Below are 12,706 nucleotides of genomic sequence, written 5' to 3' on the forward strand. Positions count from 1 at the left end.
CCTGTGCGGCATGGCGAAGGCGAAGTATCACCTGATGCTGTGCGAGCCGGTGACGGGCGAGAAGGCCGAGCAGATGGGCCTCGTCTCGCTCGCCGTCGACGATGCCGAGCTTCAGGAAACCGCGCTCGCGATCGCCGTGCGGCTCGCGAACGGCGCGCCGTCGGCGATCCGCTGGACCAAGTACGCGCTCAACAACTGGCTGCGGCAGGCGGGGCCGATCTTCGACGCGTCGCTCGCGCTCGAAATGTTCGGCTTCGGCGGCCCGGAGGTGCGCGAGGGCGTGGCGTCGTTCCGGGAGAAGCGCCCGCCGGTCTTTCATCACGACGCGGCGCTCTGAAGTCAATCGAACGGGAACATGACAGATGTCCAGGGTCCTTGAAGGAATCCGCGTCCTCGATTTCGGACGCTACATAGCCGGTCCATTCTGCGCCGCCCTGCTGGCCGACTTCGGCGCGGACGTGATCCGCATCGACCGCGTGGGCGGCAGCGAAGACCGCTTCGTGATGCCCGTCACCGAATCGGGCGAAGGGGCGTTCTTCCTGCAGGTCAATCGCAACAAGCGCTCGCTCACGCTCGATATCGACCGCCCCGAGGGGCGCGAGGTCGTGCGGCGGCTGCTCGGCTCGGCTGATGTCGTGGTCGCCAACATGCCGCCGCGAACGCTCGCGAACCTCGGGCTCGACTACGAGTCGCTCTGCGAGGTGAAGGCGGACATCATCCTCACGGCGTCCTCGGCGTTCGGCAATCACCAGGACGCGAGCCATCGCGTGGGCTTCGACGGCGTCGGGCAGGCGATGAGCGGCGCGGTGCACATGTCCGGCCTGCCGCAGAGCCCGATGAAGGCGATGGTGCCGACGGTCGATTTCTCGACGGCGCTCTCGTGCGCGCTCGGCACGGTCATGGCGCTCTACGAGCGGCAGCGCAGCGGCCGGGGGCAGTGCGTGCAGGCGTCGCTGCTGCAGACGGCGCTCAATCTCGCGAGCGGCGCGCTGATCGAGGAAGCCGCGCTCGGCATCAATCGGCAGCCGACGGGCAACCGCAGCCCGATCGCGGGGCCGTCGGACATCTTCCGGGTGGCCGATGGCTGGATCATCGTGCAGGTGATCGGCCAGTCGCTTTTCAGGCGCTGGGCGCGGCTCATCGACAGGCCCGGACTCATCGACGACCCGCGCTTTCTCGACGACCGCCGCCGCGGCGAAAACGGCGAGGCGCTAAGCGCGATGATGGCGGCGTGGTGCGAGTCCCGCTCGCGCGACGAGGCACTGCGCGCGCTGGAGGAAGCGAAGATTCCGGCGGGCCCGGTCTACTCGCCGAGGGAGGCGCTGGAAGACGCGACGATCCGCGCGTCCGGCGCGTTCAGGTGGATGGCGTATCCCGGCCTCGCCGGCGAGGTGCCGATCGTCGCGCCTCCCGCGACCCTGTCGCGCACGCCGCCCGATATCGTGCGCCGCTCGCCGCAGGTCGGCGAGCATACGGACGAGATCCTCGCCGAAGCGGGCTACGGCAGCGCCGAGATCGCGGCGCTGCGCGGGCTCGGTGTCGTCTAGATGCGCATGCTGACAAGAAGAAGGAGGCAGGCTTGAAGCGCCCTCGCACACACATCGAGATGCTTCCCGTCGATCTGCACGGCGGCTGGCAGACGCTCGCAGGATTTCCGCCTGGCCTCGAGGTCAAGGTGCTCGCAGACGACCTCGACGAATCCGCGCGCTCCGGCGCGCGCACGCGGCTCGTGAGATTCGCGCCGGGCGCGGCCACGCATTCGCAACTGGTGCACGCGTACTGGGAGGAGGCCTACGTGCTCTCGGGCGACCTGTACGCGCTCGCCGATACGCCGGGCCGCCACGCGAACACGCCGTCTTACTCGTGCCGGCCGCCCGGCACGCCGCACGGGCCATTCGCATCGGCGCATGGCTGCGTGCTCTTCGAAGTGCAGTACTTCATGCGTCGGCAACATCCCTAACCACAGGAAGCTCACGATGTCCGGTCTCTTCGATCCGCTCACGCTGCGCGGCGTGACGCTGCGCAATCGCATCGGCGTGTCGCCGATGTGCCAATACAGTTCCGTCGATGGCTACGTCAATCCGTGGCATATCGTGCATCTCGGCTCGCGCGCGGTCGGCGGCGCGGGACTCGTGCTGACCGAAGGCACGGCCGTCGTGCCGGAAGGCCGCATCACGCCGTCCGATCTCGGCCTCTGGAGCGACGGTCATGTCGAGCGTCATCGCGAGCTTGCGTGCTTCATCGCGGCGCAGGGCGCCGTGCCCGGCATCCAGCTCGCGCACGCCGGGCGCAAGGCTTCGCGCGTGCCGCCGTGGGAGTCGGACCCGCGCCAGACGCAGGGCCGGCCGCTCACGATCGACGAAGGCGGATGGCGGCCGGAGGGCGCGAGCGAGATCGCGTTCGATGCGGGCTACACCGTTCCGCACGAACTCTCGCAGCAGGAGATCGCGCGCGTGGTCGACGCGTTCGCCGCCGCGGCGGTGAGAGCCGGCGAGGCCGGCTACCGGTGGATCGAAGTGCACGGCGCCCATGGCTATCTGCTGCATTCGTTCAACTCGCCGCTGTCGAACGCGCGCACCGACGAATACGGCGGGTCGCTCGCCGCGCGCTGCCGGATCACGCGCGAAGTGGCGCGGGCGATCCGCCGCGTATGGCCCGCCGACAAGGTGCTCGCGTTCCGGCTCTCCTACACGGACTGGGTGGACGGTGGCTGGAGCCTCGACGACACCGTCGAGCTCGCGCGCTGGCTCAAGGAGGACGGCGTCGATCTGATCGATGCGAGTTCAGGCGGCGGCGTGCCCCGCCCGGCGATTCCGGTCGGGCCCGGCTATCAGGTGCCGGGTGCGGAAGCGGTGCGCCGCCGTGCGTCGGTGCCGGTCGCGGCGGTGGGCTGGATCGACGATGCGCGGCAGGCGGATGCGATCGTGCGCGACGGCCAGGCCGATCTCGTCATGCTCGCGCGCGAGATGCTGCGCGATCCGTACTGGCCGTTGCGCGCCGCCGTCGAACTGGAAAGAAGCGGCAGCGCGCGCATTCCGGTGCAGTACAACTCGGCGTGGGCGCACCTCGGGAGTTTCGCGTTCGACCCGATCACGGCGCCGAAGATCACGCGCTCGGGCATCGACAAGGTGGACGCCGCGCGGCGCAACAGCCTCGGCTGAAGAGGGCGACATGTTTCGGAGGGCCGTTCGCGCGAAGGTGCGAACGGCCTGCGTGCTCAGCGCGTGTTCATGAGACCGTCGCGCGGCCGTTGTTGAGCACGACGACATCCCGCTCTTTCGATTTCGCGCGAAACAGCACTTCTTTGGCCCCGTGCCACATCTCGATGCTGATCGTTTCTCCGGGCATCACCGGTGCGGAAAAGCGCGCGTACAGCATGCCGAGCCGCGCGGGATCATAGTCGCACACGCCTTCCAGGATCGCGCGGCCGGCAATGCCGAAAGTGGCGAGGCCATGCAGGATGGGGCGCGTAAAACCAGCGGCGCGCGCAACGCCGGGATCGGCATGCAGCGGATTGGGGTCGCCGTTCAGGCGATAGAGCAACGCGGCATCAGGACGCGTGCGCAGCTCGCGGATGAGGTCGGGCGCCGTGCCGGGAACGGCGGGCGGCGGAGGGGGCGCGTCGTCGCCGGGTTGCCCGCGCTCGGTGAAGCCGCCATCGCCGCGGCAGAAGTTCAGTTGCTCGACGCTCGCGAGCAGCGCGCCGCTCGGCTTGTCGATCACCTGCCGCTCGATCAGCACCAGCGCGCCCTTGTCGCGCCCCTTGTCCGCGACGGCCTTCACGCGCGAGCGGCCGATGATCGTGCCGCTCGCCGGCATCGGCTTGAAGAGCCGGATGCACTGCTCGCCGTGAACGACCTTCACCCAGTCGATGCCGGTATCGGGATGCCGCATCCATTGTCCTGGAAAGCCGAGTACGGCGGCCATCGTCGGCGCGGCGCGCAGCGCCGGGCCGTAGGTATAGTCGAGCGCCCGCAGGTCGAGGGGATCATCGCCGAAGCCCACGCTGAGCGCATAGAGAATCGCGTCGCGTTCGGTATAGCTGTGCTCGATGTCTTCGAACCGCCAGGCCTTGAGCGCGTGGTAGTGGATTGGCATGTCACGCCCCTTCCTGCGGCGCAACGCGCAACGCATACGATCCGTGGAATGAATGGAGGTCGCCGCGCATCATGCCGGGTCCCAGCTGAACACGTCGCCCGATCGCTCCATCGGCACGAACGATGCCTTCAGTGCGGGCATGCCGTGCGCCGCGATCGACTCGGGACTCCAGCCCTCGCTGCGATGCACGGAGCGCACCGGGCGCGGCTGGCTCATCAGGAAGATCTCGTTGTTGCGCACCGTGAAGATCTGCCCGTTGACGTCGCGCGCCGCATCGCTTGCGAGATACACCGCGAGCGGCGCGATCTTGGCGGGCGTCATCTGTTTGATCTTTTCCACGCGTGCCGCCTGCTCGGGCGTGTCGGTCGGAATGGAGCTGACCATGCGGCTCCACGCGAACGGCGCGATGCAGTTCGAGCGCACGTTGAACTTCTCGAGGTCGAGCGCAATCGACTTCGACAGCCCCGCAATGCCCATTTTCGCGGCGTTGTAGTTGGCCTGCGCGTGATTGCCGATGAGACCCGACGTGGAGGTCATGTGCACGAACGCGCCGCTGCCCTGTTCCTTGAAATGCGGCGCGGCCGCGCGGCTCAGGCCGAACGTGCCGTAGAGATGGACCTTCAGCACGGCATCCCATTCCTCATCCGACATCTTGTGAAAGAAGCGGTCGCGCAGGATGCCCGCATTGTTCACCACGCAGTCGATGCGGCCGAACACGTCGAGTGCATGCGACACGATGCGCCCGCCCGCGCCCGCCTCCGCCACGCTCTCCGTATTCACAGCCGCCTCGCCGCCGGCCTCGATGATCTCGCTGGCGACGCGCGCACCCGGCGTGGCATCGCGGCCCGCGCCATCGAGCGACGCGCCGATGTCGTTGACCAGCACGCGCGCGCCGTAGCGTGCCATCAGCAACGCGATGTCGCGGCCGATGCCGCCGCCCGCGCCCGTGACCACCGCCACCTTGCCGGCCATCAGGTCCCTGTTCGTCATGTGTATCTCCATTGCATGATAGAGGCCGCGGTCACACGTGCCGCGACGCGCATTCACAATGAGTCCGCGCACATCGGGGTGTCAACGCAGCGCCCGCGCACATTCCGTACTCTGGAACGGGCACGTGCCCGCAAGGCCCGCAGCGGCCGCTCATGTCCCTGAAAGAGCCATGTCGATGTACGGAACGATCGTGCGCAGGCCATTGACGGGCACGCCGGCTTCGCGGCAGCATGAGTGACCGGTTACGCAACGCGAAGGGACGACGACCATGATCCGAGACAACGAAACGATGAACGTGCTGCGCGACAACATTGCGCGCTTCGTGCGGGAGCGCCTGATTCCGAATGAGGAGCGCGTCGCCGAGACCGACGAGATTCCGGCGGACATCGTCGCCGACATGAAGACGATGGGCCTCTTCGGCCTCACGATTCCTGAGTCGTACGGCGGCCTCGAGCTGACGATGGAGGAAGAGGTGCTCGCGATGTTCGAGCTGGGCCGCGCGTCGCCTGCGTTCCGGTCGCTGATCGGCACGACGGTCGGCATCGGCTCGCAAGGCATCCTGCTCGACGGCACCGAAGAACAGAAGACGCGCTATCTGCCGCGTCTCGCGACGGGCGAGCTGATCGCCTCGTTCGCGCTGACCGAGCCCGAGGCCGGCTCCGACGCGGCGTCGCTGCGCACGAGCGCGAAATGCGACGGCGACGTCTACGTGGTCAACGGCACGAAGCGCTTCATTACGAACGCGCCGCAAGCCGGCATCTTCACACTGATGGCGCGCACCAATCCCGAGGAGAAGGGCGCGGGGGGCATCTCGGCGTTCATCGTGGAGGCGAACACGCCGGGCATCACGCTCGGCAAGCTTGACAAGAAGATGGGGCAGAAGGGCGCGCACACCTGCGACGTGATCTTCGAGAACTGCCGCGTGCCGGCGGAGAACCTGATCGGCGGCGTGGAGGGGCGCGGCTTCAAGACCGCGATGAAGGTGCTCGACAAGGGCCGCATCCATATCGCGTCGATATGCGTGGCCGTCGCGCAGCGCATGCTCGACGACACGTTGCGCTATGCGATCGAGCGCAAGCAGTTCGGCCAGCCGATCGCGGAGTTCCAGCTCGTGCAGGCAATGCTCGCCGACAGCCGCGCCGAGCTGTACGCGGCGCGCTCGATGGTGGTCGATGCCGCGCGCCGGCGCGACGACGGCGAGAACGTGAGCACCGAGGCGTCGTGCGCAAAACTCTTCGCCTCGGAGATGTGCGGCCGCGTGGCCGACCGCGCCGTGCAAATCCACGGCGGCGCGGGCTATGTGAGCGACACCGGCATCGAGCGCTTCTACCGCGACGTGAGGCTCTTTCGCATCTACGAGGGCACGAGCCAGATCCAGCAGCTCGTGATCGCGCGCAACATGATCCGGGAAGCATCGCGCTGATTTGAAAGCGCACCGCGATCCGCGCGCGACCGACACGGATCGCGCGGATGCGAAGGCCCTGCCTTACGCGCGCAGCAGCGGATCGCCCGCATCGAGCCAGTCGTTGCGCGGCGGATTGAAGATGTCGTATTCCAGCGTGTCTTCGAGCACCTGTGCGCGATGCGGAAGATTCGCGGGAATCACGATCACTTCGCCCGAGCGCACCACGCGGCCGTGCTCGTCGGCTTCACCGCACCAGAACCGCATCGCACCCTCGACGACGAAGGTGAACTGCTCGTTCGGGTGCGCATGAAGCGGCACGAGATCGCCGCGCCGCAACCTCACTTCACCGATCATCATGCGATCCGACGCGATGAAGCGGCGCGTGACGCCGCCCAGAATGGTTTCGCTGGGCCGCTCGGACCACCGGTAGTGGCTTGCGGCTTGTGCGGTGTGTGTGGATTGGGGCAAGGGCGTGTCTCCGGTATCGACGGAATGTCGTGCCCCTACGATGCGTTCCCGCGCCGGCAGGCGTCAAGGAAACCGGCCGGAGATTCCGTACCTTGAAAGCGCGGCGCGGGAAGACTCAGGCCGCATCGGTATCGAGAATCTCGATCACGAAGTCGATGAACGCGCGCACCTTCGCCGCCGGCAGATGGCGCGACGGATAAAGCGCATAGAGCATGTACGTCTCGCCGGTCCATTCCGGAAGCAGTTCGACGAGACGCCCCTTGCCGAGCAGGTCCTGCACGCCGCTCGCCTTCATGCGCGCAATGCCCGCCCCGGCGAGGCAGGCGCCCAGCATCGTGCCGAAGTCGGTGACGAGCAGACGCCCCGTCGTCTTCACGGGGGTGATCCTGCGGCTGATCTTGTACTCCCACTCGAGCGGCTGGCCGGTCACGGGGCTGCGCATCTGGATGCAGTCGTGACCGGCGAGGTCGGCCGGCGCTTCGGGACGCCCGTGCTTCCTGATGTACGCCGGTGAGGCGACGGTCACCGTGCGCGTCTCCATCAGCTTGCGCGCGATCAGCGACGATGACGGCGGCTGACCGAAGCGCACGGCGATGTCGAAGCCGTCCGCCACGAGGTCGCCGAGCTGATCGCGCGTCACCAGTTCGAGCGAGAGCTCCGGATAGCGCTCCAGGAACTTCGCGACGTGCGGCGCAAGCATCCTTCGCGAGAAGAACGAGTCGACGTTCACGCGCAGACGGCCCCGCACCGCCGCGGATGCCCCGGCCGTGAGCGTCACCGCGTCGCCGATACCCGCGAGCAGCGGGCCGATTTCCTCATACAACTGCCGGCCCTCGTCCGTCAGCATCACGGAGCGCGTGGTGCGATCGAGCAGGCGCACGCCGATGCGCGACTCGAGCCGGCCCATCGCGCGGCTCACGCCCGAGGGCGAGAGCCCGAGCGCCTGCGCGGCACGCGCGAAACTGCCGCTTTCCACGATCGCGGCGAGAACACTGACATTTGAAAGCAATCGTCCGTCGAAACTCATTTTTCTGACTCGTGCGAAAAGGTCACTAATTATGTGACGTGGTGTCGATTCCATCAATGATCGCTGGCGCCTATGATTCAACCCATCGCAGGCAAATCATGCCGACCCTCTCTGAACAAAGGGCGTTTCCGCGTTCAGGGACACGGCGACCCGACATCATGCGGCCGCCTGTCGCCGTCAACACTATGCAAGGAGCTTCCATCATGTACGCAATCACTGGCATTACCGGAAAGGTCGGCGGCGCACTCGCAAGCGCGCTGCTCGCGGCGAACGAGCCCGTTCGCGCGGTTGTCCGCGACGGCGAAAAGGGCCGCGCGTGGGCCGAGCGCGGCTGCGAAGTCGCGCTCGCTGACATGGACGACGCCGCCGCGCTCAGCGCCGCCTTCGACGGCGCACGCGGCGTCTTCATCCTCCCTCCGTCGGAATTCGATCCGGCGCCAGGCTTCCCCGAAGCGCTCGCGGTGATTTCGGCGGTGCGGACGGCGCTCGAAACGGCGCGGCCGGGGAAGGCCGTCTGCCTGTCGACGATCGGCGCGCAGGCAGCCCAGTCCAATCTGCTCACGCAGCGCACGCTGATGGAACAGGCGCTCGGCAAGCTGTCGATGCCGATCGCCTTCCTGCGGCCCGGCTGGTTCATGGAGAACGCGGCATGGGACGTCGGACCGGCTCGCGAAGACGGCGTCATCCAGAGCTTCCTGCAGCCGCTCGACAAGCCCGTGCCGATGGTCGCGACTGCGGATGTCGGGCGCGTGGCGGCCGGTTTGCTTCGTCAAAGCTGGGACGGGCGGCGTGTGGTCGAACTGGAGGGGCCGCGGCGCGTGAGCCCGAACGACATCGCGGCGTGTTTTGCCAGCATTCTCGGCCGCCCGGTGCGGGCCGAGGCGATTGCGCGCGAAAGCTGGGGCGCGCTGTTCCGCTCGCAGGGCACGCGCGATCCGGTGCCGCGCATCCAGATGCTCGACGGATTCAATGAAGGGTGGATCGAGTTCGAAGGCGACGCGGCGAGCAGGGTCAAGGGCGAGGTCGAACTGGAAACCGTCCTGCGGGGGCTCGTGCAGGGCGCGGGCTGAGGCGGTCCCGCAGTACCGGCGAGGCGCCGCGCACATGGGCGGCGTCCTCACGCCCGCGGGCCCGGGCGCCCGGAACGAACGATCGCCTGCACGCCTGTGCAAGCGATTGTTCGTTCCGGAACAAGTCGCGGCAATTTCGTCCACCTACTCTCGAACGCGTGCGATGCACCACGCCAGCCACGGCGTGACCATTTTCGTTGCCGCTAAGGGAGTTTCACATGCACGACCATTGTCTCGACGACCGGCACGCCCCGCGCGCCGGAGGCGGCCTTTCGGCGCGCTGGCGCCATGCGCTCGCAAGCGTCGTCTGTCTTCTCACGCTGGCCGTCTGCGGGCACGCCCGTGCCGCCGCGGTCGCCGCGCCGGCCGAGTGCCAGGCCCTGCAGGCCAAATATCCGCAGCTCAAGGGCAAGACGCTCGTCAACGCCATCAATCCGCACACGCCCGGATACGAAGCACTCGATCCCAGCGACCCGAGCAAGTACATCGGCTTCGACATCGATCTGGGCGAGACCATCGGCAACTGTCTCGGCTTCACGATGACCTACAAGCCCGTTACGTTCGCCGCGCTGCTCACCACGCTGCAGAGCGGCCAGGCGGACATCGTCATCTCCGACATCTACGCGACCGAGGAACGAGCCAAGGCCGCCGACTTCATCACCTATTCGAAGGTCTACGACGGCGTGCTGGTCGCGAAGGGCAATCCGAAGAAGATCACCGGCATCAACACGTCGCTGTGCGGCGCGACGGCCGCCGAGAACACCGGCTACGTCGAGATACCGCTGATCCAGAAGCTCGGCCCGGCCTGCAAGGCGGCGGGCAAGCCGGAAGCCGCCATCCAGCTCTACGACAACAACGCGAACTGCATTCAGGCGATCCTCGCGGGCCGGGCGGACACGTATATCAACGACGTCAACACGGTCGACCAGGCGGTCAAGGCCTACCCTGACAAGCTGGAAAAGGCGGTCGCCGTGACCTTGCCGTATTCGGTCGGCATCGGCGTGCCCAAGAACAAGCCCGAGTTCCGTGACGCCATCATGGCGGCGCTGGTTGCGATTCAGAAGGCGGGCATTCAGACCCAGTTGCTCAACAAGTGGGGTCTCGGTGCGGAAAACCTCGAGACGCCGAAGCTGATCGTGGCGAACTGATGGATCTGTTCCTCCACTACCTGAGCCTGCCGTATCTCCTGCGCGGCATCGGCTTCACGATCGCCGTCACGGTGCTGGGGCTCGGTGGCGGGCTGCTGGTGGGGCTCGTGCTCGCCACGATGCAGTTGAGCCGCATCGGGCCACTCGCGGCGATCGCGCGGGGGTACACGGTAATCTTCCGTGGTACGCCCCTGATCCTGCAACTCGTCTTCGCATACGACGCACTGCCGCACATCGGGCTCAAGCTGAGCGCGATGGGCGCGGCGGCCCTTGCGCTCGCAGCCAACGAAGGGCCGTTCATCGCGGAGATCCTGCGCGCCGGGGTGCTTGGCGTCGATCGCGGTCAGACGCTGGCGGGGCAGGCGCTCGGGATGACGCCGGCGGTGCTGATGCGCCGCGTGATCGCGCCGCAGGCGATCCGTACGATGGTGCCGGCGTTCGGCAACGAGTCGGTGAGCGCGCTGAAGAATTCGTCGCTGGCGTCGGTGATCGCCGTCGATGAACTGACGTTGCGCAGCACGCAGCTCGCGTCGTCGACATTCGACTTCTTCTCGATCTTCTTCGCGTCCGGCCTCATGTATCTGCTGCTGACCGGCGCTGTCGCGATGATCCAGCTGATCGCCGAACGGGCGCTCGATCTGGACCGGCCGCCATCGTCGCGGCCGTTCGCGCGCTTGCTGCCCTGGTCGCGGGGAGGCCGTGCGGCGTCACCGTCCCCCGCGACGCCGGGAAGTCCCGGCGGCGATGGACCATCGGCGCTGCCGGCGCACGCGAAGGCCGACCGGGCGAATCGCGCCGCGCAGCTCGCGCGCAACGGCGCCGCCGTTCAGATCAGCGGACTGAAGAAGCGCTACGGCGAACAGGTGGTGCTCGACGGCTTCGATCTTACGATCCGCTCGGGCGAAGTCATCGCGCTGCTCGGGCCGAGCGGCTCGGGCAAGAGCACGCTGCTTCGCTGCATCAACCACCTCGAGCAATGGGATGCGGGCGAGATACGCGTCGGCGGCAGGCGGCTCGGCTTTCGCGACGACGGCAGGCCGCTGGGCGCCCGCGAGCTTGCGAACGAGCGTGCGGGCGCGGGCGTCGGCATGGTGTTCCAGCACTTCAACCTGTTCAGTCATCTGAGCGCACGCGAGAACATCGCCGGGCCGCTGCGTTGGGTCCACGGCGTGCCGGCAGAGGAGGCCGACCGCCGCGCGCTCGCGCTGCTCGAACGCGTGGGCCTGAGCCATCGCGCGGACGCGCTGCCGCGGCATCTGTCGGGCGGGCAGCAGCAGCGGGTCGCGATTGCGCGGTCGCTCGCGCCGAACCCGCGCGTTCTGCTGCTCGACGAGCCGACCTCCGCACTCGACCCGGAGCTCGTCGGTGAAGTGCTCGAAGTCGTGCGGCGCCTCGCCGTGGAGGACGGCCTCACGATGATCATCTCCACGCACCAGTTGCGCTTCGCGCACGAGGTCGCCGACCGCGTCGTGTTCATGAGCGGCGGGTGCGTGATCGAGGAAGGGCACGCGCATGAGGTGCTGACGAGGCCGAAGCATCCGCTGACGGCGCGCTTTCTGCGCGTCATGGCCGCAGACAGCGAACTCGCCGTCACCCCATGAGCGAGGCGTCGCGCGACGCCTTTCGCAAACCGCGCAGCTCTCCCGATGACCGTGCGCGGCATGGACGAAGACGAAGCGAGCCGTATTGATGTCCGTCGATGCGAACGGGGCGCCACGACGGTGCACGCGTGCGCGACGCTGGCGCGGCGGCGCGGCAGGGATGCCGCTGCCGTGCACGCATCGCCGCGGCAGATGCGCGCCTGTCATGGCGTGTCGGGCCGCGGTATCGCTGAAAAGCCCTATGGCGCAAAGGTTGCTTTCATGATCCGGGAGTGCGCGACCGGCACCGGATGCCAACCGGTAACGGGACCGCGCGCGACGCAGCCGCGTCGCTTGCCACCCGCCTGGAGCCTGCCTTGGATTTGCTGCGCTTTACCACCGAGTCCTATCCCGAAGCCGAACGCCAGCGTGCATGGCAACAGGCGCTCGACCGGCTGGGGGTGCGCAGCGACACGCTTCAGGCCGCGCGTTCGCTGCACGGCACGATCGATTCGCAGAGTTCGGCGGGCGGCTTCGACCTGAGCCTCGTGACATCGGTCGCGCAGACGTTCAGGCTGAAGGAGTCCGCCGCCGACAGCCTGACCATCGTGCTGCTTCTCGACGGCGAGGCCACGCTCACGATCGACGGCGACCGCGAGGCGCTCGCGCTGCTCGACATCGCTTATCTGTCGCCACGCGAGCCTGGCGCGCTCGCCTTCACCTCCGATTTCCGCGCGTTCGTCGTTTCCGTGCCGCGCGAGACGATCGGCCAGCGCCTGGTCGGGCCTTCGTCGGTGCGCACGGGGCGGATCGCCGCAGCGACCGGGATCGGCCATGTGTTCTCGGGGTTCCTGCATTCGATTGCCGAGAGCATCGACACGCTATCGGCCGACGAGCTTCGGCCGCTCGAACTCGCGCTC

12 protein-coding genes and 1 pseudogene are annotated in these 12,706 nt (G+C 67.7%); 9 read left to right on the forward strand and 4 right to left on the reverse strand.

Annotated features, from left to right (window positions below):
* The 4 genes from BG61_RS28895 to BG61_RS28910 all read left to right on the forward strand — a co-directional run.
* A partial coding sequence (locus BG61_RS28895) for an enoyl-CoA hydratase-related protein (protein WP_035942498.1) occupies positions 1-337 on the forward strand: 337 nt, incomplete at its 5' end.
* Positions 338-362: 25 nt separating this feature from the next.
* Positions 363-1,547, forward strand: a complete 1,185-nt coding sequence (locus tag BG61_RS28900) for a CaiB/BaiF CoA transferase family protein (RefSeq protein ID WP_035928766.1) — start codon at positions 363-365, stop codon at positions 1,545-1,547.
* 32 nt (positions 1,548-1,579) lie between these two features.
* Positions 1,580-1,960 (forward strand): cupin domain-containing protein, encoded by a 381-nt coding sequence (locus BG61_RS28905; RefSeq protein ID WP_232256055.1) that lies wholly within the window; start codon positions 1,580-1,582, stop codon positions 1,958-1,960.
* A 16-nt stretch (positions 1,961-1,976) separates the two neighbouring features.
* Positions 1,977-3,161 (forward strand): NADH:flavin oxidoreductase/NADH oxidase, encoded by a 1,185-nt coding sequence (locus tag BG61_RS28910; protein WP_063741137.1) that lies wholly within the window; start codon positions 1,977-1,979, stop codon positions 3,159-3,161.
* Positions 3,162-3,228: 67 nt separating this feature from the next.
* On the opposite strand, the gene BG61_RS28915 is transcribed toward BG61_RS28910, so the two are convergent.
* Positions 3,229-4,098, reverse strand: coding sequence for a MaoC/PaaZ C-terminal domain-containing protein (locus BG61_RS28915; protein ID WP_035928761.1), 870 nt, complete (start codon positions 4,096-4,098; stop codon positions 3,229-3,231).
* A gap of 69 nt (positions 4,099-4,167) precedes the next feature.
* Positions 4,168-5,088, reverse strand: coding sequence for an SDR family oxidoreductase (locus tag BG61_RS28920; RefSeq protein WP_035928758.1), 921 nt, complete (start codon positions 5,086-5,088; stop codon positions 4,168-4,170).
* Between the two features lie 268 nt (positions 5,089-5,356).
* Between BG61_RS28920 and BG61_RS28925 the strand changes: the two genes are divergently transcribed.
* Positions 5,357-6,511, forward strand: a complete 1,155-nt coding sequence (locus BG61_RS28925) for an acyl-CoA dehydrogenase family protein (protein WP_035928756.1) — start codon at positions 5,357-5,359, stop codon at positions 6,509-6,511.
* Between the two features lie 63 nt (positions 6,512-6,574).
* On the opposite strand, the gene BG61_RS28930 is transcribed toward BG61_RS28925, so the two are convergent.
* Positions 6,575-6,961 (reverse strand): cupin domain-containing protein, encoded by a 387-nt coding sequence (locus BG61_RS28930; RefSeq protein ID WP_035928754.1) that lies wholly within the window; start codon positions 6,959-6,961, stop codon positions 6,575-6,577.
* A gap of 115 nt (positions 6,962-7,076) precedes the next feature.
* Entirely contained in the window at positions 7,077-7,988 is a 912-nt protein-coding gene (locus BG61_RS28935; protein ID WP_035928751.1) for a LysR family transcriptional regulator, read from the reverse strand.
* Between the two features lie 203 nt (positions 7,989-8,191).
* On the opposite strand from BG61_RS28935, the gene BG61_RS28940 reads away from it, so the two are divergent.
* From BG61_RS28940 to BG61_RS45225, 4 genes and pseudogenes are all read left to right on the forward strand, one after another.
* The gene (locus BG61_RS28940) at positions 8,192-9,058 is read left to right on the forward strand and encodes an NmrA family NAD(P)-binding protein (protein WP_035928748.1); all 867 of its coding nucleotides are present in this window, start codon (positions 8,192-8,194) and stop codon (positions 9,056-9,058) included.
* Positions 9,059-9,276: 218 nt separating this feature from the next.
* Positions 9,277-10,206, forward strand: a complete 930-nt coding sequence (locus tag BG61_RS28945; RefSeq protein ID WP_035928745.1) for an ABC transporter substrate-binding protein — start codon at positions 9,277-9,279, stop codon at positions 10,204-10,206.
* Positions 10,206-11,807 (forward strand): amino acid ABC transporter permease/ATP-binding protein, encoded by a 1,602-nt coding sequence (locus BG61_RS28950; protein WP_035928742.1) that lies wholly within the window; start codon positions 10,206-10,208, stop codon positions 11,805-11,807. Before BG61_RS28945 ends, BG61_RS28950 begins: the two co-directional genes overlap by 1 nt.
* A 290-nt stretch (positions 11,808-12,097) precedes the next feature.
* Positions 12,098-12,667: pseudogene (locus BG61_RS45225) on the forward strand (AraC-like ligand-binding domain-containing protein); the annotation flags it as partial.
* Between the last annotated feature and the right edge of the window lie 39 nt (positions 12,668-12,706).

The organism is Caballeronia glathei, assembly GCF_000698595.1.
Classification (GTDB): Bacteria; Pseudomonadota; Gammaproteobacteria; order Burkholderiales; family Burkholderiaceae; genus Caballeronia; species Caballeronia glathei.

What these genes read in the sequence shown, in the direction of transcription:
- BG61_RS28900 (WP_035928766.1), top strand. Translation starts at nt 363, where the DNA reads ATGTCCAGGGTCCTTGAAGGAATCCGCGTCCTCGATTTCGGACGCTAC.
- BG61_RS28910 (WP_063741137.1), top strand. Translation starts at nt 1,977, where the DNA reads ATGTCCGGTCTCTTCGATCCGCTCACGCTGCGCGGCGTGACGCTGCGC.
- BG61_RS28915 (WP_035928761.1), bottom strand. Translation starts at nt 4,098, where the DNA reads ATGCCAATCCACTACCACGCGCTCAAGGCCTGGCGGTTCGAAGACATC.
- BG61_RS28920 (WP_035928758.1), bottom strand. Translation starts at nt 5,088, where the DNA reads ATGACGAACAGGGACCTGATGGCCGGCAAGGTGGCGGTGGTCACGGGC.
- BG61_RS28925 (WP_035928756.1), top strand. Translation starts at nt 5,357, where the DNA reads ATGATCCGAGACAACGAAACGATGAACGTGCTGCGCGACAACATTGCG.
- BG61_RS28935 (WP_035928751.1), bottom strand. Translation starts at nt 7,988, where the DNA reads ATGAGTTTCGACGGACGATTGCTTTCAAATGTCAGTGTTCTCGCCGCG.
- BG61_RS28940 (WP_035928748.1), top strand. Translation starts at nt 8,192, where the DNA reads ATGTACGCAATCACTGGCATTACCGGAAAGGTCGGCGGCGCACTCGCA.
- BG61_RS28945 (WP_035928745.1), top strand. Translation starts at nt 9,277, where the DNA reads ATGCACGACCATTGTCTCGACGACCGGCACGCCCCGCGCGCCGGAGGC.
- BG61_RS28950 (WP_035928742.1), top strand. Translation starts at nt 10,206, where the DNA reads ATGGATCTGTTCCTCCACTACCTGAGCCTGCCGTATCTCCTGCGCGGC.